The organism is Aeromonas sp. BIGb0405 (genome assembly GCF_024807335.1).
In the GTDB taxonomy this organism is placed as follows: Bacteria; Pseudomonadota; Gammaproteobacteria; order Enterobacterales; family Aeromonadaceae; genus Aeromonas; species Aeromonas rivuli.
Window position 1 is genome coordinate 82,612 of the sequence record NZ_JANUEP010000007.1, and the last position, 22,062, is coordinate 104,673.

Annotated in this window: 21 protein-coding genes and 1 pseudogene; 15 read left to right on the plus strand and 7 right to left on the minus strand. The window is 59.2% G+C overall.

The window, feature by feature from the left end:
- The first annotated feature begins 11 nt into the window (after positions 1-11).
- The 4 genes and pseudogenes from M2366_RS15410 to M2366_RS19860 form a co-directional block, all read left to right on the plus strand.
- The gene (locus tag M2366_RS15410; RefSeq protein WP_259270117.1) at positions 12-536 is read left to right on the plus strand and encodes a potassium-transporting ATPase subunit C; all 525 of its coding nucleotides are present in this window, start codon (positions 12-14) and stop codon (positions 534-536) included.
- Positions 529-3,144 carry a sensor histidine kinase KdpD gene (locus M2366_RS15415; protein ID WP_259270118.1) on the plus strand — a complete coding sequence of 872 codons (2,616 nt, stop codon included), beginning with the start codon at positions 529-531 and terminating at the stop codon, positions 3,142-3,144. Before M2366_RS15410 ends, M2366_RS15415 begins: the two co-directional genes overlap by 8 nt.
- A gap of 45 nt (positions 3,145-3,189) precedes the next feature.
- A complete protein-coding gene (locus tag M2366_RS15420) occupies positions 3,190-3,873 on the plus strand; it encodes a response regulator (RefSeq protein ID WP_042043976.1) in 684 nt (227 codons plus the stop codon).
- Between the two features lie 121 nt (positions 3,874-3,994).
- Positions 3,995-4,408, plus strand: a pseudogene (locus M2366_RS19860) (helix-turn-helix domain-containing protein); the annotation flags it as partial.
- Here the strand turns inward: M2366_RS19860 and M2366_RS15430 are convergent.
- Positions 4,374-4,607, minus strand: a complete 234-nt coding sequence (locus M2366_RS15430; RefSeq protein WP_259237296.1) for a hypothetical protein — start codon at positions 4,605-4,607, stop codon at positions 4,374-4,376. The pseudogene M2366_RS19860 and the gene M2366_RS15430 overlap by 35 nt on opposite strands.
- Positions 4,608-4,890: 283 nt before the next feature.
- On the opposite strand from M2366_RS15430, the gene M2366_RS15435 reads away from it, so the two are divergent.
- Positions 4,891-6,162 carry a valine--pyruvate transaminase gene (locus tag M2366_RS15435; protein WP_224431648.1) on the plus strand — a complete coding sequence of 424 codons (1,272 nt, stop codon included), beginning with the start codon at positions 4,891-4,893 and terminating at the stop codon, positions 6,160-6,162.
- A 63-nt stretch (positions 6,163-6,225) separates the two neighbouring features.
- On the opposite strand, the gene M2366_RS15440 is transcribed toward M2366_RS15435, so the two are convergent.
- Together M2366_RS15440 and M2366_RS15445 are read right to left on the minus strand one after the other, a co-directional pair.
- Positions 6,226-6,663 carry an Hsp20 family protein gene (locus M2366_RS15440; RefSeq protein WP_042043982.1) on the minus strand — a complete coding sequence of 146 codons (438 nt, stop codon included), beginning with the start codon at positions 6,661-6,663 and terminating at the stop codon, positions 6,226-6,228.
- 75 nt (positions 6,664-6,738) lie between these two features.
- A complete protein-coding gene (locus M2366_RS15445) occupies positions 6,739-7,152 on the minus strand; it encodes an Hsp20 family protein (RefSeq protein ID WP_042043983.1) in 414 nt (137 codons plus the stop codon).
- Positions 7,153-7,417: 265 nt separating this feature from the next.
- Here M2366_RS15445 and M2366_RS15450 point away from each other — a divergent pair, with 265 nt between their 5' ends.
- Together M2366_RS15450 and M2366_RS15455 are read left to right on the plus strand one after the other, a co-directional pair.
- Positions 7,418-8,188, plus strand: a complete 771-nt coding sequence (locus M2366_RS15450) for an MBL fold metallo-hydrolase (RefSeq protein WP_042043986.1) — start codon at positions 7,418-7,420, stop codon at positions 8,186-8,188.
- Between the two features lie 86 nt (positions 8,189-8,274).
- Positions 8,275-9,273, plus strand: coding sequence for a GlxA family transcriptional regulator (locus M2366_RS15455; RefSeq protein WP_259270119.1), 999 nt, complete (start codon positions 8,275-8,277; stop codon positions 9,271-9,273).
- A gap of 117 nt (positions 9,274-9,390) precedes the next feature.
- On the opposite strand, the gene gyrB is transcribed toward M2366_RS15455, so the two are convergent.
- The 4 genes from gyrB to dnaA form a co-directional block, all read right to left on the minus strand.
- Positions 9,391-11,805, minus strand: a complete 2,415-nt coding sequence (gene gyrB, locus M2366_RS15460; protein WP_042043991.1) for a DNA topoisomerase (ATP-hydrolyzing) subunit B — start codon at positions 11,803-11,805, stop codon at positions 9,391-9,393.
- Complete coding sequence (gene recF / locus M2366_RS15465) at positions 11,802-12,905, minus strand: DNA replication/repair protein RecF (protein WP_259237293.1); 1,104 nt, start codon at positions 12,903-12,905, stop codon at positions 11,802-11,804. The genes gyrB and recF overlap by 4 nt, the downstream gene beginning before the upstream one ends.
- Before the next feature lie 2 nt (positions 12,906-12,907).
- Positions 12,908-14,011: a DNA polymerase III subunit beta gene (gene dnaN / locus M2366_RS15470; protein ID WP_042043994.1), complete on the minus strand. Its 1,104-nt coding sequence runs from the start codon at positions 14,009-14,011 to the stop codon at positions 12,908-12,910.
- Positions 14,012-14,094: 83 nt separating this feature from the next.
- Positions 14,095-15,465: a chromosomal replication initiator protein DnaA gene (gene dnaA / locus M2366_RS15475; RefSeq protein WP_005893135.1), complete on the minus strand. Its 1,371-nt coding sequence runs from the start codon at positions 15,463-15,465 to the stop codon at positions 14,095-14,097.
- A 300-nt stretch (positions 15,466-15,765) separates the two neighbouring features.
- Between dnaA and M2366_RS15480 the strand changes: the two genes are divergently transcribed.
- From M2366_RS15480 to mnmE, 8 genes are all read left to right on the plus strand, one after another.
- Positions 15,766-16,524 carry an amino acid ABC transporter substrate-binding protein gene (locus tag M2366_RS15480; RefSeq protein ID WP_042043995.1) on the plus strand — a complete coding sequence of 253 codons (759 nt, stop codon included), beginning with the start codon at positions 15,766-15,768 and terminating at the stop codon, positions 16,522-16,524.
- Complete coding sequence (locus tag M2366_RS15485; protein ID WP_224431644.1) at positions 16,525-17,193, plus strand: amino acid ABC transporter permease; 669 nt, start codon at positions 16,525-16,527, stop codon at positions 17,191-17,193.
- A 13-nt stretch (positions 17,194-17,206) separates the two neighbouring features.
- Entirely contained in the window at positions 17,207-17,941 is a 735-nt protein-coding gene (locus M2366_RS15490; protein ID WP_042043998.1) for an amino acid ABC transporter ATP-binding protein, read from the plus strand.
- 267 nt (positions 17,942-18,208) lie between these two features.
- Positions 18,209-18,346 carry a 50S ribosomal protein L34 gene (gene rpmH, locus M2366_RS15495; RefSeq protein WP_005893143.1) on the plus strand — a complete coding sequence of 46 codons (138 nt, stop codon included), beginning with the start codon at positions 18,209-18,211 and terminating at the stop codon, positions 18,344-18,346.
- Complete coding sequence (gene rnpA, locus M2366_RS15500; RefSeq protein WP_005893145.1) at positions 18,346-18,705, plus strand: ribonuclease P protein component; 360 nt, start codon at positions 18,346-18,348, stop codon at positions 18,703-18,705. Before rpmH ends, rnpA begins: the two co-directional genes overlap by 1 nt.
- Complete coding sequence (gene yidD / locus M2366_RS15505; RefSeq protein WP_005893148.1) at positions 18,672-18,920, plus strand: membrane protein insertion efficiency factor YidD; 249 nt, start codon at positions 18,672-18,674, stop codon at positions 18,918-18,920. The genes rnpA and yidD overlap by 34 nt, the downstream gene beginning before the upstream one ends.
- Before the next feature lie 5 nt (positions 18,921-18,925).
- Positions 18,926-20,569 (plus strand): membrane protein insertase YidC, encoded by a 1,644-nt coding sequence (gene yidC / locus M2366_RS15510; RefSeq protein ID WP_259237292.1) that lies wholly within the window; start codon positions 18,926-18,928, stop codon positions 20,567-20,569.
- A gap of 100 nt (positions 20,570-20,669) precedes the next feature.
- Complete coding sequence (gene mnmE, locus M2366_RS15515) at positions 20,670-22,031, plus strand: tRNA uridine-5-carboxymethylaminomethyl(34) synthesis GTPase MnmE (protein WP_224431642.1); 1,362 nt, start codon at positions 20,670-20,672, stop codon at positions 22,029-22,031.
- The last annotated feature ends 31 nt before the right edge of the window (positions 22,032-22,062 follow it).

Sequence of the window (22,062 nt, forward strand, 5' to 3'; positions counted from 1 at the left end):
AAGGACAAATCATGATAGCCATCAGAACACTGCTCACCCTGACCCTGTTGCTCGGCGCCGCCTACCCGCTGACCGTCACCCTGGTGTCCCAGATCATCTTTCCCTGGCAGGCCAATGGCAGCCAGATTATCAGCAAGGAGAACAAGCTTGTCGGCAGCGCCCTGCTGGCCCAGTCGTTCAGCAAGGAGGGGTACTTCCACTCCCGCCCCTCCGCCAGCGCCTATGCCAGCGTGGGGGGTGGCGGCAGCAATCTGGGGATGAGCTCCCCGCTGCGCGCCGAGTTTGCCCATCAGCAAGCCGCCGCCGGACAGGATAACTCCCCCGCCATGCTGACCCGTTCAGGTTCAGGGCTGGACCCGCAGCTGCCCCTCGATGCCGTGCTGGCTCAGGTGGCCCGCGTCGCCCAGGCCAGGCAACTGGATCCAGAACAGCTGACGGATCTGGTCAAGTCCCGGGCACAAGCTGGTATCCTAGGCCCGCAAATCGTCAATATTCTCGAGCTGAATCTGGTGCTCGATAAGGAAAAGGATGCGTGATGAGCAGAGGGCCGATGCCCTGCTGGCCAGCCTGGCAGAGGAGAGCAAAGGCAGGCTGAAGGTCTTTCTGGGCGCGGCCCCTGGCGTAGGCAAGACCTACGCCATGTTGCAGGCGGCACGGGAACAGGCCAGGGAAGGGACGGACATACTGATAGGTGTGGTGGAGACCCATGGCCGCCAGGAGACCCTGGCCCTGCTCGATCAGCTGGCTATCTTGCCGCGCAAGACCCATCTGCATCGTCAGCAACGGCTCGATGAGATGGACCTCGATGGCCTGCTGACCCGCAAACCCGCCATCGCCGTGGTCGATGAACTGGCACACAGCAACGCCCCGGGGAGCCGCCATGAGAAGCGCTGGCAGGATGTGCAGGAGCTGCTCGATGCCGGTATCGACGTCTATACCACCCTCAATGTGCAGCATCTGGAGAGCCTCAACGATCTGGTATGGCAACTGACGGGGGTCAGGGTCAGGGAGACGCTGCCAGACAGCGTCTTGCTGGAAGCCGACAGCCTGGTGCTGATCGATCTGCCTCCGCGCGAGCTGCTCGATCGCCTGCGCGAGGGCAAGGTCTATGTGCCCCAGCAGGCCATGGCGGCCCTGCACTCCTTCTTCTCTCTCAACAACCTCACCGCCCTGCGCGAACTTGCGATGCAGACCGCGGCCAGTCATGTGGAGGGAGATCTGCAGTTGCAGTGGCAGGCGGCCGGCAAGAGTACCCAGCCCCTGCGCGGCAAGCTGATGGTCTGTCTCGGTGAACAACATGGCCCGGCCCTGGTGCGACACGGCCATCGCCTCGCCCAGCGCCGCCAGCTGCCCTGGTTGGTGGTGCATGTGGATAGTCGCGGGCAGCGGTCGGCCGAACTGGAGCAGGCCCTGGCCCTGGCCGCCCAACTGGGTGCCAAGGTGCTGACCCTCTCCAGCCCGGCGGTAGCCGATACCCTGATGGAGACGGCGGCCCAGCAGCAGGCCTCGCAGCTGCTGCTTGGCAAGCCCCACAAGGCCCCCTGGCGCAGATCCCTGGTGCAGCACCTGTTGCAGCGTGCCAGGGGACTGGAGATTACCCTGGTTGATACGGGCCCCCATCACGGGGGCCCCGTGCTGCGTGAAGCCCCCCCGGGACAGATCGGTCAGTGCCTGCTGGCGGTTGCCATCATGGCCATCACCTCGGCCATTGCCTGGGGTCTGTCTCATTGGTTACCCGCCGCCTCCCTGCCACTGCTGTTTGTGCTGGGGGTGCTGGCCACGGCGCTCACCACCAGTCAGCTGCCCGCCATTCTGGCCGCCATACTGGGCTTTCTCGCCCATAACCTGCTGTTCACCGCCCCCTATTTCTCCCTGACGGTACACAGTCACAGCGACCTGCTGACCCTGTTCGTGCTGTTCATCGTCGGCATAGCGGCAGGGCGACTCGCCTCTCGCCAACGTCAGCAACTGATCGGGTTGCGTGAGACACAGCAGCTCGGCACCGCCCTGCTCTCCCTCAGCCAGGAGCTGGCCAGTGCCAACGGTCCGGAGGAGGTGTTGCGCCAAGGTGCGCAAGCCATCTCCCTGGCCCTGGCCCAACCCGCCTTCGCCATCGATAACCTCTATCAGGATCGCGCAGGTACCATCCCCTACCTGCCTGGCCAGACCGACAAGGCAGCCATCGACTGGAGCCTCTCCCAACAACAGAGCGCCGGGGCCTACACCGCCACCCTCAACGCCGCCGAGGCTCAGTATCACCCCCTCACCCCCGAACTGGCCCTTGGTATCCGTCTGGCCCAACCCCTCTCTGCCTCTGCCGAACACCAGTTGCAGGCCCTGCTGACCGATATCCGTGCCGCCCTTGCCCGTATCGAACTGAATGAGCGGCTGGCCCAGAGCCAGTTGCAGGCGGAAACGGACAGGATGCGAGCCGCCCTGCTCTCCTCCGTCTCCCATGACCTGAAGACACCACTGGCCGCCATCATGGGGGCTGGCAGCACGCTCCTGGAGTACGGCGACAGAATTGGTCAACAGGACAGGGATGAGCTGCTCCATTCGGTGCAGGAAGAGGCGCAACGTCTGCACAGCTATGTGCAGAACCTGCTGGATATGACCCGCATTGGCTCCCCGGACTTCCAGCTCAAGCGCGACTGGGTGAGTCTGGCCGATCTGGTGGAGAGTGCCCGTCGCCGACTCGATACGTCCTGGCGCCAGCATGCCTTGTTGATCCATTTCGATCAGACCCCGCCCCTCCTCTATGTCCACGGTGCCCTGCTCGAGCAAGTGCTGGTCAACATCCTGGATAACGCCTCCCGCTACTCCCCGGCTGGCACGCCTATCGAGTTTCGAGTCATGCTGGCCGAGCCCGATCTCATCATGGATATCATCGACATCGGGGTCGGCATCGCCGCCGCAGACAGAGACAAGATCTTCAATCTCTTCTACACCCAACCCGTGGGAGACAGTGGCAGTCGTGGCACCGGGCTTGGCCTGGCCATCTCTCGCGCTATGATAGAGGCCCATGGCGGTCGTATCTGGGCCTTCGCCGGCCCCAATGGCAACGGCACCTGCATGCGTATCTCTCTGCCTTTGGCCCTCAATACACCCGATGGGCAGGCTGAGATGGAGATGGCCAGACCATGATGGGACAGCAACAACAGGGAGTGAAAATGAACTTCAGGAGAGCAGATGGCCCATATCTTGGTCATAGATGACGAGGTCCCGATCCGGCGCTTTTTGCGCATCAGCCTGATCGCCGAGGGCCATCAGGTGAGCGAAGCGGCCAGTGTGCAGGAGGGGTTAGCCCAGTATCGTCACCTCAATCCTGATCTGGTCATTCTGGATCTGGGTCTGCCAGACGGCGATGGTCTGACGGTGTTGCAAGCCATTCGGGCCCATCACCCCCACCCTGTCTTGATCCTGTCGGCGCGGGATTCGGAGCAGGAGAAAGTCAGGCTGCTGGATGCGGGCGCCAACGACTACATGAGTAAACCCTTCGGCATTGGGGAGATGATGGCCCGGATCAGGGTACTGCTCAGGCAGCGGGCAGGTGCCAGCAGTGGCGACTGCCGCCACTTCCCCCAGTGCGATCTAACTCTGGAGATAGGCAATCACAGGGTAAGCCTGCGCGGCGAGGAGATCACCCTCTCGCGCAAGGAGTTTGCCCTGTTGCAGACCCTGGTCTGCCACCCGGGAAAACTGGTCTTGCAGACCCAGCTACTCAATGAGATCTGGGGCCCCAGCCACAAGGAAGATACCCACTACCTGCGAATCGTCATCGCCAGCCTGCGCAAGAAGCTGGGGGATAACCCCCAGCAACCCAGCCTGATCGAGACGGAGCCCGGGATCGGCTACCGTTTTATCGGCAGCTGACGTTTCACGTGGAACGTCGTCCGCGACACAGTCAAGTAAGCAAACCACAACCCCCAAGCAAAAACCCGAGGTCCTGCACAATCGCAGCCACTGCCAGCCCCGGCTGAGCAGCATAGAGTAGGCCAGTTCGATGAGCATCGAGCTGGATAACCGAATCTGTCTGCTCTCTCCCAGTCAGGCAGCCTGGATCCCCGCGGGCACTCCCCAGTGCTGATGCGTGGCGTGCTCGCCTATCGCTCCTTCTCTTGCACGCCACAGCCCGATCGGCTCAACCGGCTGGCCGAACGGGCAGGTGCCAGTGACAAGAACACAGGTCGCATCTTCATGAGCGATACCGACGTATCAGGCCTGGCGTCAGCAATGGCGCCTGCTACGCGCCCTGGCGCTGCTGGCCAAAGCCATGCCCATCAGCCGGGTGGCCACAGCGCGGGAGTTCTCCAGCAGCAGCGCCTTCATCGCTCTCTTCCGCCAGCACAGGGGACCGACTCCGATGCAACAACTCAGCTGCGGGGAGCGGTCGACACGGCCGGGCTGATCTCTGTCACCAGGGTATCAAGGGGGAGCTGTCTCAGATTGGCCATGGCATCGGCCACCACGGACCGGGAGGCCTGCTGTTGCTGCTCGTGGATCTCTTGCTGCAAACTCGCCAGATCCAGTTCGGGTCTGGCGGCATCATCGGCCATGACAGACAGGCTCAGGGTGCTCAATATCAAGGTAGTGATCAGGCTCTTCATATTCGTTTCTCCGGTGTGAGTCGCTATGACAGCCTGACTATTCCAATTCTCATGCCATAATCACAACGTATTGATATTTATATATTTTACTTAAAAACCTCATGTTTATAGCCAAGCGGAACTCAATCACTGTACAAATTTAAGCCAGATATTGGCGAATCTCACCACCAGGGAAATAGGCCAACTTGTTCCACGTGGAACAAGGGATTTTTTCATCGACACCCGCTTTTAAACTGAGCTAAGGTGCTACATCCCCGTAGCCGATTTTTGGAAGCGTTACCGAATGGAATTTTCTGTATTCGGCGAGAAGTTCACTCGCCACGCCGGTATCACCCAACTCATGGATGATCTCAATCAGGGGCTGACCAATCCGGACGCCATCATGCTGGGGGGCGGAAACCCGGCCCCCATACCGGCCATGCTGGAGCGCTTCCAGCAGGAGGCACAGACCTTGCTCGACAGTGGTGAACTGATCAAGGCCATGGCCAACTATGATGGCCCCCAGGGCAAAGACAGGTTTACCCACGCATTGGCCAAGCTGCTCAAGGCCGAGCTGGGCTGGGATATCTCGGCTCGCAACATAGCCCTCACCAACGGCAGCCAGACCGCCTTCTTCTATCTGTTCAATTTGCTGGCCGGTGATTTCGCCGATGGCCGCAAGAAGAAGATCCTCTTCCCCCTGGCCCCCGAATATATCGGCTACGGTGACTCCGCCCTTGGGGAGGATCACTTCGTTGCCTACAAGCCAACCATAGAGAAGCTGCCGGATGGCCAGTTCAAGTACCATGTCGACTTCGAGAGTCTGCGTGTAGGGGATGACATCGGTGCTATCTGTGTCTCACGCCCCACCAATCCGACCGGTAATGTATTGACCGATGAAGAGATAGAGCATCTGGACCAGATCGCCCGCGACAAGGGCATTCCGCTGATCCTCGACAATGCCTATGGGGTGCCCTTCCCCGGGATTATCTTCAGCCAGGCCAAACCATTCTGGAACCTCAACACCATCCTCTGCATGAGCCTCTCCAAACTGGGCCTGCCGGGCACCCGTTGCGGCATCGTCATCGCCGATGAACCCATCATCCAGGCCATCACCAACCTGAGCGGCATCATCAATCTGGCGCCGGGCAGCCTGGGACCGGCGTTGACCATACCGCTGATCGAGAGTGGCGAGATCATCAAGTTGAGTGAAGAGGTGGTGAAGCCCTTCTATCGCCAGCGAGCCGACCTGGCCGTCAGCTTGCTGCGCGATGCGATCCCGGACTCACGCTTCCATATCCACAAGCCGGAGGGTGCCCTCTTCCTCTGGCTCTGGTTCGAAGACTTGCCGATCCACTGTCAGGAGCTCTACGAGCGCCTCAAGCAGAAGAACCTGCTGATCGTGCCTGGCCACTACTTCTTCCCGGGCATAGAGGATCCGAGCTGGCGTCACAGCCAGGAGTGCATCCGCCTCAACTATGCCCAGAATGAAGAGCTGGTGCGCCGTGGTGTCGCCATTCTGGCCGAGGAGATCAATGCACTCTATGGGGCCGAGACTCGGGCCAGGGCTGGTTGACCCCGCAACGGACAGACACAAAAAAGGCCTGCAAATATGCAGGCCTTTTCATGACTGGTTGGCTTAACTCGGCAATGTCATTGCGTCAGGTTTGCCGATGGGGATGGCGCGTGGCTTGAGCGCTTCAGGCAGCTCACGGGCCAGGTCGATGGTGAGCAGACCATGCTCGAGTCTGGCCCCCTGCACCTCGACATGCTGGCTCAGCTTGAAGGCCAGCTCGAAGTCACGTTCGGCAATCCCCTGATGGAGGAAGTGGCGATCCTCTTTAATGGCCGCCTTGCGGCCCTTCACCTTGAGGGTGCCCAGTTCGGTTTCAAGCTCCAGTTCGTCTTGCTCAAAACCAGCGACGGCTATGGTGATGCGATAGCTGTCTTGCTCCCGCTTCTCGATGTTGTAAGGGGGATACGCATTCTTCTGCTCATGCAGTGCTTTCAGTTCATGAGCCATGCGATCGAAGCCGACGGCATTGGAATTGAGATGAGATAAATCGAGGTTGCGCATAATCCTATCCTTCTAATAAGCAACAGGTCAGTTTTCAACGAGCCCGGTGACGGCACCCGAACAATTCACAGGGTCTCAACCGTTGATGGCAATCTTGCGCGGCTTCATCGCCTCAGGCACTTCACGCATCAACTCGATATGGAGCAAGCCGTTCTTGAGATCTGCCCCCTTGACTCGCACATAGTCGGCAAGCTGGAAGCGACGCTCGAAACCACGCTCGGCGATGCCCTGGTAGAGATAGTTGCGATCGGTGTCGGCCTGCTTGCTCCCCTTCACGGTCAGGAGGTTCTCCTGGAAGCTCAACTCCAGCTCATCCTGGGTAAAGCCCGCCACCGCCATGCTGATGCGGTAGTCATTCTCGCCCAACTGTTCGATGTTGTAGGGGGGATAACCGGCATTGCCGTTGCTGGCCGCCGACTCAATGAGATTGGCCAGACGATCGAAACCGATAGCAGAACGATAGAGCGGAGAAAAATCGATAGAACGCATAAAAGTATCCTCTTTTGAGCGATAGCTTGCTGTTTGCCCTCCCAGTGGACGGGCACCTGGTCGAAACCTCTAGCGAGCGTTTCAGCCTTATCCTCTATATAAGGTCATCAAATCGGCTTTCAAGAGTCGGTCATAAAAGAAATATCACTTTTCCCGTTCAGCAATATTGGCCCGATTGTATCGAATATCGACCCATGGGCCACTGCTGCCGATCCATAGACTCCCCCATACTGGTCGCACATTTACCCATATCACGGAGTCAGCCATGAAGATTACTCAGGTTCGTAATGCCACCCTGCTCATCGACTATGCCGGTACACGCTTCCTCGTGGATCCCATGTTGGCCCCCAAGGGCAGCTATCCCGCCTTCGAAGGAACGGCCAACAGCCATCTGCGCAACCCCTTGGTCGAGCTGCCCCTGCCCATGGCCCAGCTGCTCGATGTCGATGCCGTCATCGTCACCCACGATCACCTCGATCACTGGGATGAGACAGCCCAGCGGCTGATCCCCAAGAGACTGCCTCTGTTCGTGCAGCACCAGAAAGATGCCGAAACCATTCAAGCGGCCGGCTTCGAGGATGTGCGCATCCTGGAAGAGGAGCTGACATTCTCAGGCATCAGCTTGCTCAAGACGGCGGGCCAGCATGGCAGCGATGAGATCATGGGTGCACTGGGAGACAGACTGGGTGAGGTGTGTGGCATCATCTTCAACCATCCCCAGGAGAAATCACTCTATCTGGCAGGAGACACCGTCTGGAATCATGATGTGGCCATGAGCCTGCAGCGCCACCAACCCGAGGTCATCATCCTCAACAGCGGCGATGCCCAGATCCCCGGCCTGGGCTCCATCATCATGAACAAGGAAGATCTCCATGCTGTCTACCAGGCGGCGCCGCAGGCCACCCTGATTGCCAGCCACATGGAGGCGGTCAATCACGCCATGCTATCCCGTGCCGAGCTGAGCGACTTTCTGACAGAGCAGGCAATGACGGACCGGGTGCTGATACCGGCAGACGGTGCAGTGATCCACCTCTAAACAGGAGGGCCATGGCATGCCATGGCCCTTCGACTTTTCCGTCAATCCGCCTATGATGGCGCAAAGAGCCGCCAGGGATCCGCCTCATGCCCACCTCTACTTCCACCACAGTGCCGGTCGTCGCCATCCTGGCCTTCAACCACTTCAGCCCCTTCCACTTCTCGGTACCCTGCCTCATCTTCGGTGACAGCATGTTGCCGGGCCCGCCGTTATTCGAGCTCAGGCTCTGCGCCGGTGAATCTGGTCAACTGCGATCTCCCCAAGGCTTCCTCATCGACAGCCTGCTGCCGCTGGCGGCTGTGGCGGATGCCGATATCATCATCATCCCTTTCTGGCGCAACCCGGCCGAGCGTCCAGAGCCCGCGCTGCTTGAAGCCTTGGTCGCCGCCCGAGCGAGGGGCGCTCAGATAGTCGGACTCTGCCTTGGCACCTATGTGCTCGCCTATGCAGGGATCCTCGATGGCCACAGGGCTGCCACTCACTGGGAGTTTGAACAGGATTTTGTCCAGCGCTTTCCCCGTGTTCAGCTCGATAGCAATGCACTCTACGTGGATGATGATCGGCTGATCTCCTCGGCAGGCACGGCGGCCGGTCTGGACTGCTGCCTGCATCTGGTGCGCCAGCACTATGGCAGCCGCCTTGCCAACAAGCTGGCACGGCGGCTGGTGATCCCGCCCCACAGAGAAGGCGGTCAGGCCCAGTTCATCGAGCGACCCGTACCAGCATCGACCCAGGATGCCCGCATCAACCAGCTGCTCGATCACTTGCGTACCCATCTGGCGCAGCCCCATACCCTCGACAGCCTGGCCGACCACTGCCTGATGAGCCGACGCACCTTTACCCGTCGTTTCCAGCAGGCCACCGGTCTATCCGTCGGGGAGTGGTTGCTTGCCGAGCGCCTCAGACGCAGTCAGGAGCTGCTGGAAGCCAGCACCCACGCAGTAGAGCGCATCGCCGAGCTGGTGGGCTTCAGTACCGCAACCTCCCTTCGCCAGCACTTTCGTGTCCGCTTCGGGGTCTCGCCAAGTGAGTGGCGCCGAACCTTCCGAGGCCGGGATCCGGCGCCCTTGCTCGACAGGGTCTAGGCACTTTCTCACCGCATTGTTCAGCCATTTCGCTGCCCTTTGGCAAACGCCACGCAAACAAAAAGCCGGTCACAGGGACCGGCTTTTTCAGGGTTGCGTTGATGCAACGGGCGTTGCTTAGACGTCGAGGTTGGCGACGCGCAGGGCGTTGGTCTCGATGAATTCACGACGCGGCTCGACCGCATCCCCCATCAGGGTGGAGAAGAGCTGGTCGGCACCGACGGCATCTTCTATGGTGACGCGCAACATGCGACGCGCTTCCGGATCCATGGTGGTCTCCCACAACTGCTCCGGGTTCATCTCACCCAACCCTTTATAGCGCTGGATGTAGATGCCACGCTTGCCTTCGCCCATCAGCCACTCGACGGCTTCCACGAAGTTGTCGACCGGCTTCACCTTCTCGCCCCGCTTGATGAAACCACCCTCCTCGATGAGGTTGGCGATCTCCTTGCCCAGGGAGACCAGCTGGCGGTACTCATTGGACTGCAGGAAGTCATAGCTGATCGGGTATTCGCGATCGACACCGTGCTGACGTACCACGGCGTGGGGTACGAACAGACGACGCTCTTCGTCACGGCGCACCTGGATCTGGTACTGGATGCCATGGTTGCTCTCGTTGAGCACGAGTTCCATGGCTTGGCACCAGGCCAGCAGATCGCTCTCGCTGGCCAGCAGGGCTTCGTTCAACTCAGGCTGATAGATCAGCTGGGTCAGCACGGCATCCGGGGCGCGGCGGGACATGCGCGTGATCAGGTGAGACACGGCACGGTGCTGGTTGACCAGTCGCTCCAGCGCCTCGCCACCGATGGCCGGTGCAGACTCGTTGACGTGCAGGGTCGCACCGTCCAGCGCCATGGCAGTCTGGTACTGCAGCAGGGCGCTCTCGTCTTTCAGATACTGCTCCTGCTTGCCCTTCTTGACCTTGTAGAGCGGCGGCTGGGCGATATAGACATAGCCACGCTCGATGATTTCCGGCATCTGGCGATAGAAGAAAGTCAGCAGCAGGGTGCGGATGTGCGCACCATCGACGTCCGCATCCGTCATGATGATGATGTTGTGATAGCGCAGCTTGTCCGGGTTGTACTCGTCACGACCGATGCCACAGCCCAGGGCCGTGATCAGGGTGCCCACCTCTTGGGAGGAGATCATGCGATCGAAACGGGCCCGCTCCACGTTCAGGATCTTGCCCTTGAGCGGCAAGATGGCCTGGTTTTTACGGTTGCGACCCTGCTTGGCGGAGCCGCCAGCAGAGTCCCCTTCCACTATGTAGAGTTCGGAGAGGGCCGGGTCTTTCTCCTGGCAGTCTGCCAGCTTGCCGGGCAGGCCGGCGATGTCCAGCGCGCCCTTGCGACGGGTCAGTTCACGGGCCTTGCGGGCGGCCTCACGGGCACGGGCCGCATCGATGATCTTGTTGACCACGATCTTGGCATCGCCCGGGTTTTCCAGCAGGAATTCGCTCAGCTTCTCACCCATCGCCTGTTCAACGGCGGTCTTCACTTCGGAAGAGACCAGCTTGTCCTTGGTCTGGGAGGAGAACTTGGGATCAGGCACCTTGACCGAGATGACCGCAATCAGACCCTCACGCACGTCGTCGCCACTGGCGGCCGACTTGGCCTTCTTGCTGTAGTCCTCTTTGTCCATATAGGTGTTGAGGGTACGGGTCAGTGCGGTACGGAAGCCCACTAGGTGGGTGCCGCCATCGCGCTGGGGAATGTTGTTGGTGAAGCAGTACACCCCTTCCTGATAGGCGTCGTTCCACTGCATGGCGACTTCGACACCGATACCGTCCTGCTCGGTGGTGAAGTGGAACACCTTCTGGTGGATCGGCGTCTTGTTCTGGTTCAGGTATTCGACGAAGGCCTTGATGCCCCCCTCGTAGCAGAAGTGCACCTCACGGCCATCACGCTCATCTTCGAGGCGGATAGAGACCCCGGAGTTGAGGAAGGAGAGTTCCCGCAGACGCTTGGCCAGAATATCGTAGTGATACAGGGTGTCGCTGAAGATGGTCGAGCTCGGCCAGAAACGCACTTCGGTACCGGTGCCGGACGAGCTGTCGCCGATCTGCTTGAGCGGCGCCTGCGGCTCACCCAGGTGGTAGGTCTGCTCATAGACATGGCCGTTGCGACGAATGGTCAGCAGCAGCTTGTCAGACAGGGCGTTCACTACGGAGACACCCACGCCATGGAGGCCGCCGGATACCTTGTAGGAGTTGTCATCGAACTTACCGCCGGCGTGCAGTACCGTCATGATGACTTCGGCAGCGGATCGACCCTCTTCTTCGTGCATGTCGACCGGGATGCCCCGACCATTGTCACGCACGGAGACGGAGCCATCGGAATGGATCTTGACCTGGATATCGGAACAGTAGCCAGCCAGAGCTTCGTCAATGGAGTTATCGACGACCTCGAACACCATGTGGTGCAGACCCGAGCCATCGTCCGTATCGCCGATATACATCCCCGGGCGCTTACGGACTGCATCCAGCCCCTTAAGCACCTTGATATTCGAGGAGTCGTAAGTATTTTCACTCATAGCTTACTCTCTGCCTTCTCTAGCGTTTCGGAGATCTTGCCTTGTTCCACGTGGAACAACTTGCAGTCATTCGCATCCATCATGTCTGCGAGCTGGCCGGTATCGATGGCGGTGATAAACACCTGAGTCGCACACTGCTTCAGCCTTGCGGCCAACAGACGGCGTTTGTCGATATCCAGTTCAGAGGCAAAATCGTCAATTAAAAAAATACAGCCACGGCTGCTATGTTGATTCAAATAGAGCCCTTGGGCCAGTCGCATGGCACAGACCAACAACTTCAGCTGACCCCGGGACAAAATATCCTGAGCGGGTACTCCATTCGCCTTGAGGCGCACATCGGCCTTCTGGGGGCCAACGCCGGTATAACCCAGGTTTTGATCCCGCTCGAATCCCGCCGCCAGCAGATCGCCGAGGGGGGTATCCTTCTCCCAGCCGCGATAAAAGCCGAGGCTGATATCGAACTCCGGCAGAAAATCCGCCGTCATCTCCTGGATGAGCGGCGTAATAGCCTGACAATAGCTGGCGCGAAAGCCTGCTAATTCATCACCTAGCCGAGCCAGTTCCTGATCCCAGAATGCCAGCTGGCGATACTGGGTCGCAGTGCGCAGCAGGGCATTGCGCTGCTTGAGCAGCCGCCGTACTCGCCCCCACAAGGAGAAGAATCCCGGCTGCTGGTGAAACACGCCCCAGTCGAGCCAGGCACGACGTGGCTGGGGACCGCCGGTCAGCAGGTCGAAGCCATCGGGATGGATCAACTGCACCGGCAGCAGCTCGGCCAGGTCAGCCAACCGCTGGGCCTGGGCCCCGGCGATTTTGAGCTGGGTGTCGCCGTTTTTTTCCTTGGCCAGACCGATAGGAACGGTGCGCCCGTCGAGCTCGCACTGGGCGAACAAGACAAATCCCTTCTCGCCCTGACGGACAACTCGCCCAGTGAGATGAGTGCGAAAGGAGCGGCCCAGACCAAGGTAGTGAATAGCCTCCAGCACGCTGGTCTTGCCGCTGCCGTTACACCCCACCAGGATATTGAGTCCGGGGGACAGCTTGAGACTGGCTTGCTGGATATTGCGAAAGTCGTTGAGCTGGAGCTTGACCAGGGACACGACTAGATCCGCATCGGCATGACCACGTATTGAGCGTCCTGACTATCAAAATCCTCAATAATGGCACTGCTGATGGAGTCACTCAGGCTGACCCGGATCTGGTCACATTTTAACGTATTCAGCACGTCGAGCACATAGGAGACGTTGAAGCCGATCTCCAGCTCGCTGGCGTCATATTGTACGTCAAGCAGCTCCTCGGCTTCTTCCTGTTCCGGGTTATTGGCGGTGATCCGCAGCAAATGCTGCTGCAAATTAAGACGCACCCCACGGAATTTCTCGTTGGAGAGAATGGCGGCCCGGGAAAATGCCTGGCGCAGATCTTCTCGTCCGGCGATCAGGGCCTTGTCGCTGCCACGGGGGATGACACGGCGCCAATCGGGGAAGCGGCCATCCACCAGCTTGGAGGTAAAGATAAAACCATCGAGGGCGGCGCGCAGGTTGCTGCGACCAATCTGCAAGCGTACCGGTTTGTCTTCCGCCTCCAGCAGCCGCACCAGCTCCAGCACCCCTTTACGGGGCAGGATAACCTGATGATCGGGCAGCGAATCTTCCACGACCTCCCGGCGGCAGGTGGCGAGACGGTGACCATCGGTCGCGACGGTGCGCAGGCCGTGGCCCTCGCTCTCGAACAGCATGCCATTGAGGTAGTAACGCACATCCTGGCTGGCCATGGAGAACTGGGTCGCCTCGATCAGTCGCTTCAGCTCCAGCTGACTGATGTCGAATTCGAGCACGGATTCCCAATCTTCGATATTGGGGTATTCGGTCGCCGGCAGGGTCGACAGGTTGAAGCGGGAGCGACCGGAACGAATGATGAGTCGCTCGCCTTCGGTATTGAAGCGTATCTCAGCCCCTTCCGGCAGGCCGCGGCAGATATCGAGCAGCTTGCGAGCCGGCACTGTCGTGCGGCCATCCTGGCTTGCGCCTTCTAGATGGACCTGGCCTATCATCTCGACTTCGAGATCGGTGCCGGTCAGCGACAGCAAGCCATGGCTCACCTCGAGCAGGACATTGCCGAGGATGGGCAGTGTCGGTCGGCCACCCAGGGCGCCGGACACCAGTTGCAGGGGACGTAACAGGGCCTCGCGGCTAATTTCGAGCTGCATCTGTGCTCTCCGTTGTGATTAGGAGGAAAAGATTCGGATCAGGTTGGAATATTCGCGCTGCATCTGTGCACTCCGTTCCGTGATCAGGACGAAAGGGTACGGATCAGGTTGGAATAGTCTTCCTTGATGTCGTGACTCTCCTCCTTCAGCTGCTCTATCTTGCGGCAGGCATGAAGGACTGTGGTGTGGTCACGGCCACCGAAGGCATCCCCTATTTCCGGCAAACTGTGGTTGGTCAGCTCCTTGGCCAGGGCCATGGCGAGCTGACGAGGGCGGGCCACCGAGCGGGAACGCCGCTTGGAGAGCAGGTCAGCCAGCTTGATCTTGTAGTACTCGGCCACCGTCTTCTGGATGTTGTCGATGGTCACCAGCTTCTCTTGCAGCGCCAGCAAGTCGCGCAATGCCTCACGCACGAAGTCGATGTTGATGGCCCGGCCGGTGAAGTTGGCGTTGGCGATGACCCGATTAAGGGCGCCTTCCAGTTCACGGACGTTGGATCTCAGTCGCTTGGCGATAAAGAAGGCGACCTCGTCCGGCAGATGGACCTGGTTCTCGTCCGCCTTGCGCATCAGAATGGCCACCCGGGTCTCCAGCTCCGGCGGCTCGATCGCCACCGTCAGCCCCCAACCGAAGCGGGACTTGAGGCGATCTTCGACCCCGTTGATCTCCTTGGGATAGCGATCCGAGGTCAGGATGATCTGCTGGTTACCTTCCAGCAAGGCATTGAAGGTGTGGAAGAACTCCTCCTGGGAGCGCTCCTTGTTGGCGAAGAACTGGATGTCATCGATGAGCAGGGCATCGACGCTACGGTAATAACGCTTGAACTCTTCAATGGCGTTATTCTGCAGCGCCTTCACCATGTCCTGGACGAAGCGCTCGGAGTGCATATAGATGACTTTGGCATCCTTCTTGCGCTCCTTGATGGCATTGCCAACGGCGTGCAACAGGTGGGTCTTGCCCAAACCGGTGCCGCCATAGAGGAACAGGGGGTTATAGGCCCCGCCCGGATTATCGGCCACCTGACGGGCCGCCGCACGGGCCAACTGGTTCGACTTACCCTCGACGAAATTCTCGAAGGTGTAGTTTACGTTGGTGTTGCTCTTGTGGTTCGGTTCCGGCTTGGCGGCGTCCTTGCTTTCCCAGCTCTTCTGCAAGTTATTCACAGGCGCGGCGCCGCGCACCGGGGCTCTCGCAACGGCGACGGGGTGGGGACGATTGCCTATATCAAAACGCAGGGTGGGGCCATCAACACCACAGATCTCGGTGATGATGCCATTGACCCGGAGCAGGTACTTGTCACGTACCCAGTCCAGGACGAAGCGATTCGGTGCATACAGGGTCAGAGTATTGTCACTCAACTCCGCTTGAAGCGGCCGGATCCACATGCTGAATTCTGCCGAGGGCAATTCATCTTGCAGCCGGTGAAGGCACTGCTGCCATAGCGAAGCAGTCACTCTGGACTCCCGTTTATTGATTAGCTAAAGACCGGCTATTCTACGTTTTTAGCCGGTGGATCTCTAGCCGCCAGCTCGCGGATCCAGCAAATAAGATCCTTGACTTTCAAGGATCCGACGGCTCAGGATCCCATTTCATCCCCAAACTTACCCACAGCATGAACGAGGCAGGATCCGGGGTGATTCAGGGTTATTTGATATAACCAAATATGATTTATTTTTCAGAACTTATTCCAATAACATTCACTCACTTTCAGTCATTAAAACTAGAAACACAGAACAACAGAGAGAGGTATACCCATGTCTTCATCTATCAAGCTGGTGTCCGGCGCCGCCATATTGTTGGCCATGCTCTCCGGTCAAGCCGTCGCCCAGGAGACCATCAAGGTCGGCATGTCTGGCAAATATTTCCCGTTCACCTTCGTCAAGCAGGACAAACTGCAGGGCTTTGAGGTCGACATGTGGAACCAGATCGGTGAGCGCACCGGCTACAAGGTTGAATTCGTGACCGCCAGCTTCTCCGGCCTGTTTGGCATGCTGGAAACCGGTCGGGTCGATACCATCTCCAACCAGATCACCATCACAGACGAGCGCAAGGCCAAGTACGACTTCTCCCAGCCTTATGTCTATGACGGTGCCCAGATCGTGGTTCGCAAGGGCAACAGCACCATCAATGGTATCAAAGACCTGGAAGGCAAGAAGGTTGCCGTCAACCTGGGCTCCAACTTCGAAGAGCTGCTGCGCAAGAACGATCCTGACCACAAGATGGACATCCGCACCTATGACTCCGCCTTCGAGCAGGATGTCGCCCTGGGCCGTATCGATGCCTTCGTGATGGACCGCGTCTCCACCGCTCAGCTGATCAAAGAGTCCAAGCTGCCGCTGCAACAGGCTGGCAAGCCGTTCGAGACCATCGAAAACGCCCTGCCCTTCCTGAAGACGCCCAAGCAGCAAGCCCTGCTGGCCAAGGTCGATGAAGCCTTGACTGCCATGCGCAAAGACGGCGCTCTCAAGCAGATCTCCGAGAAGTGGTTCGCGGCGGACATCACCAATAAATAAATGATGGAATTCGATCTCGATTACACGCTGGGGCTGTTTCCGATCCTGCTCAAATACCTGGGCACGACCATGGAAATGGCCCTGTGGGGATTCGTACTGGCACTCGTCCTGTCGCTGATGTTGGCGATAGTGCGGGTGTTTCGCGTTCCCGTCATTCACTGGTTGGCCATGCTCTATATCTCGTTCTTCCGAGGTACCCCGCTGCTGGTCCAGCTGTTCCTGCTCTATTACGGTCTGCCGCAACTCTTTCCCATCTTCGTGGGAATGGACGCTTTTACCGCATCCATCGTCGGCCTGACCCTCCACTTTGCCGCTTACATGGCCGAGTCGATCCGTGCCGCCATTCTGGGTATCCACAAGAGCCAGATGGAAGCCGCCCTCAGCATCGGCATGAGCAAGCTGCAGGCCATGCAGCGCATCATCTTGCCCCAGGCTGCCCGCATCGCCACACCCTCGCTGATGAACTACTTCATCGACATGATCAAGAGTACCTCCCTCGCCTTCACCCTGGGCGTGGCCGAGATCATGGGCAAAGCGCAGATGGAAGCCGCTTCGTCGTTCAAGTTCTTCGAGAGCTTCATGGCGGTGGCCCTGGTCTACTGGGTAGTGGTCATCTTCTTCACCCGCATCCAGCACCTGCTGGAAGTGCGCCTCAACCGCGCCTATTAAGGAGAGACAACTCATGATCAAACTGAGCGGCCTCACCAAGGCATTCGATGGCAATGTTGTGCTCAACAACATTGATCTGGAGATAAAGAAGGGCGAAATCGTGGTCGTCATAGGGCCGTCAGGCACCGGCAAGTCGACCCTGCTGCGCTGCCTCAATCTGCTGGAAACCCCGGATGCCGGCACCCTGGCCATCGACGATATCCAACTCGATCTGGCCAAGGCGAGCGAGAAAGAGGCGATAGAGCTGCGCAAGCGCGCCTCCTTTGTGTTCCAGAACTATGCCCTGTTTGCCAACAAGACGGCGCTGGACAACATCGCCGAGGGGTTGGTGACCGTCTGGAAACAGCCCAAGGCGGAGGCTCGTGCCACGGCGCTGGCCATCCTCAAGGAGATAGGCCTCACCGATAAGCAGGATGCCTACCCGGCATCGCTGTCCGGCGGCCAGCAGCAGCGGGTCGGCATCGCCCGCGCCATGGCCGCCCACTCCAAGGTCATACTGTTCGACGAGCCCACCTCGGCCCTCGATCCCGAATGGGTTGATGAAGTGCTGGGTCTGATGAAGCAACTCGCCCGCCGACACCAGACCATGGTGGTGGTCACCCATGAGATAGAGTTTGCCCGGGACGTGGCGGATCGGGTGATCTTCATGGAGGGAGGACGGATCGTCGAGCAGGGTCCACCGGATCAGATACTGGTCGATCCCAAGGATCCCCGCACCCGGGAATTCTTGCGCAAAGTGCTGAAGTAGCACACCACAGGCGGCCTGGCCGCCTTTTTTAATGAAGGATCCTTGTTTAACCAGGGCATGCCAGTATAATCCTGAGCCCGCGATCCTCCGGATCTTGTGTCGGCCCTCTACTTATTTTGCAGTTGGTGACCGATACCGGCTTAGGCGGATTGACTAAAAGCCGAACTCTGTTTAGAATTCGGCCTCTTTTGCTAGTCGTCACACGCTATAGCTGGCGCGTCGGCTCAGTGTGACAATCAAAACTGTACAGAAATACGGAATCTAATCATGAGTAAACGTACTTTTCAGCCGTCCAACCTGAAGCGCAAGCGCTCTCACGGTTTCCGCGCCCGCATGGCTACTGCCAACGGTCGTAAAGTTTTGGCCGCTCGTCGTGCCAAGGGTCGTGCCCGTCTGGCAGCTTAATGCCCACGCCGCACACCTTCGCTCGGGAGTTACGTCTGTTAACTCCCGAACACTTCAAACGCGTTTTCGCAGAGCCTGTCCGGGCCGCTTCCCCGCAAATAACGCTTCTCGCCTGTCCTAATACTCTCGAACATCCCCGTCTTGGTCTCGCTGTGCCCAAAAAAGCACTCAAGCGCGCCGTGTGGCGTAATCGTGTCAAACGAGTGGTACGGGAAAGCTTTCGTCTCAATCAAACCAACCTGCCCGCTATCGACATCGTCGTGATCGCCAAGGCCGGTGTGAAAGAGATGGATAACGAGGAACTCTTCAAGTTACTGGAAAAGCTATGGCGCACCCTGTCACGCCGTTGCAATGGGTAGCTATCAAACTGATACGCCTGTATCAGCTAATCATTAGTCCCCTGCTGGGGCCGCGCTGCCGTTTTACTCCAACTTGTTCCCAATTTGCGATAGAAGCTCTCCGACTTCACGGTTTCATAAAAGGCGTTTGGTTAGCCAGCAAACGTCTATTAAAATGCCATCCCTTATCCGAGGGTGGTTATGACCCGGTTCCGCAACCAAAGCGAAGAAACTGAAGACTATGCAATCACAACGCAATCTACTCCTGATCGGTTTGCTGTTCGTGAGCTTTCTGCTCTGGCAACAGTGGGAGTCCGACAAGGCTCCGAAGCCGGCCCCTGTGGCCCAAACTGAACATTTCGTGCCTGAAGCCGGTCAGACCGGTGATATTCCTCAGGTTTCCGAGCAAGCAGCCGATGCCAATGCCGTCCGCAAGCTGATCACCGTCTCCTCTGACGTGCTCAAACTGACCCTGGATACCCAGGGTGGCGATATCGTTTCTGCCCAACTGCTGGCCCACAAGCTGCAAGAAGGCATGGATGAGCCGTTCACTCTGCTGACCAGCCAGCCCCAGTTCATCTATGTCGCCCAGAGTGGTCTGGTCGGTCGTGATGGTCCGGATAGCCGACCCGAAGGCCGCCCCACCTACGAAGCCGCCCAGACCAGCTTCCAGCTGGCCGAGGGTCAGGATCAAATCGTGGTGCCGATGACCTGGACCGACAGCAAGGGTGTGGTCTTCACCAAGCGCTTCGTGCTCAAGCGTGGTGACTATGCCGTTGGCGTCGATTACCAGATCGACAACAAATCCACCGAACCGGTACAGGTGCAGTTCTACGGTCAGCTCAAGCAGACCGTGACCACGCCCAAGGATCAGGAAGGTCATGCCCTGGTGGCGAGTGCCTACCGCGGTGGTGCCTTCTCCAGCGAAGAGAGCCGCTACAAGAAGTACACCTTCGATGAGATGAAGGATGCCGACCTGAACAAGACCACCAAGGGTGGTTGGGTCGCCATGCTGCAGCACTACTTCGTCTCCGCCTGGGCACCGAACGCCAGCGACACCAACAGCTTCTATAGCCGCACCATCCCTGGCAAAGACCAGGCGATCATCGGCTACAAGGCGCCCATGGTTGACGTGGCTGCCGGCCAGCAGAGCGAAGTGACCAGCAAACTGTGGGTCGGTCCGAAATTGCAGGACAAGATGGCCACGGTTGCCGAGCACCTGGATCTGTCCGTCGATTACGGCTGGCTCTGGTTCATCGCTCAGCCGCTGCACTGGTTGCTGACCGTGTTCCACGGTTTCGTGGGTAACTGGGGTGTGGCCATCATCATGCTGACCCTGCTGGTTCGCGGCATCATGTTCCCGCTGACCAAGGCCCAGTACACCTCCATGGCCAAGATGCGCATGCTTCAGCCCAAGCTGGCCGCGCTCAAGGAACGCTTCGGTGACGATCGCCAGAAGATGTCCCAGGGCATGATGGAGCTGTACAAGAAGGAGAAGGTCAACCCGCTGGGCGGCTGTCTGCCTATCCTGGTCCAGATGCCGATCTTCATCTCCCTGTACTGGGCACTGATGGAATCGGTCGAGCTGCGCCACGCGCCGTTTGCCCTCTGGATCACTGACCTGTCGGTCAAGGACCCCTTCTTCGTACTGCCAATCCTCATGGGCGCCTCCATGTGGTATCTGCAGAAGATGAGCCCGACCACCATCACGGACCCCATGCAGCAGAAGGTGATGCAGTTCATGCCCATCATCTTTACCTTCATGTTCCTCTGGTTCCCGGCTGGCCTGACCCTGTACTGGTTGGTGAGTAACGTCATCTCCATTACCCAGCAGACCATCATCTACCGTCAACTGGAGAAGAAAGGGCTGCACACTCGCACCTGATCTTCACAGCCATGACGAAAGAGGCGGCCTTAGGGCCGCCTTTTTTATTACAATGTCCGCAATGACAGAACCCGTTCCCGGATGAGTGAGCCCAAGCAAGATGACAACAGATACCATAGTGGCCCAGGCCACCGCCCCTGGCCGTGGCGGCGTCGGCATAGTGCGGGTCTCAGGCCCCGCTGCCGAACAGGTGGCCGAGATAGTACTCGGCAAGCGACCCCGGGTACGCTATGCCGAATACCTGCCGTTCAAGGATGAGCAGGATCAGCCGCTGGATCAGGGCATTGCCCTGCTGTTCAAGGCCCCAAACAGTTTCACCGGCGAAGATGTGCTGGAGCTGCAGGGCCACGGCGGCCCCGTCATCATGGACATGCTGGTGCGCCGTATCTTGCAGATCAAAGGGCTGCGCCCCGCCCGCCCCGGCGAGTTCAGCGAACGCGCCTTCATGAACGACAAGCTGGATCTGGCCCAGGCCGAGGCCATCGCCGATCTGATTGAAGCCTCCAGCGAGCAGGCCGCCCGCAGCGCCATGCACTCCCTGCAGGGTCAGTTCTCCAGCAAGATACAGCATCTGGTCGAGAGCCTGATCCACCTGCGCATCTATGTGGAAGCCGCCATCGACTTCCCGGACGAGGAGATAGACTTCCTCTCCGACGGCAAGGTGTCGGGGGACTTGCACGCCATCATGACCGAGCTGGACGGGGTGCGCGCAGAAGCCAAACAGGGTGCCCTGCTGCGCGAAGGGATGAAGGTGGTGATCGCCGGTCGTCCCAACGCGGGCAAGTCCAGCCTGCTCAACGCCCTGGCCGGTCGCGAGTCAGCCATCGTCACCGAGATAGCCGGCACCACCCGCGACGTGCTGCGCGAGCACATTCACCTGGATGGCATGCCACTGCACATCATCGACACCGCTGGCCTGCGCGACACCCAGGATCAGGTGGAAAAGATCGGCATAGAGCGGGCCTGGGCCGAGATAGCCCAGGCAGACCGGGTGCTGTTCATGGTGGATGGCACAACGACCAATGCGATAGACCCGCGGGAGATCTGGCCGGACTTCGTCGATCGCCTGCCAAAAAACATCGGCCTCACCGTGGTGCGCAACAAGGCCGATCTGACCGGCGAAGACTTGGCCCCGAGCCAGGAGCTGGGTCACGCGGTCTACCGCATCTCCGCCAAGACAGAGCTGGGGCTGCCTGCCCTGCGGGATCACCTCAAGGCCTGCATGGGCTTCCAGGGCAACACCGAAGGGGGCTTCATGGCTCGCCGTCGCCACCTGGATGCCCTGGAGCGCGCCGCCGAGCGGCTGCTGGTGGCCAAGGAGCAACTCGAGGTCTATGTCGCCGGTGAGCTGGTGGCCGAGGAGCTGCGCCTGGCACAAGAGTCCCTGTCCGAAATCACCGGCGAGTTCAGCTCGGACGATCTGCTGGGCCGCATCTTCTCCAGTTTCTGCATCGGCAAGTAAGTCCCTGCCCCAGCCAACAAAAAGCCCAAGG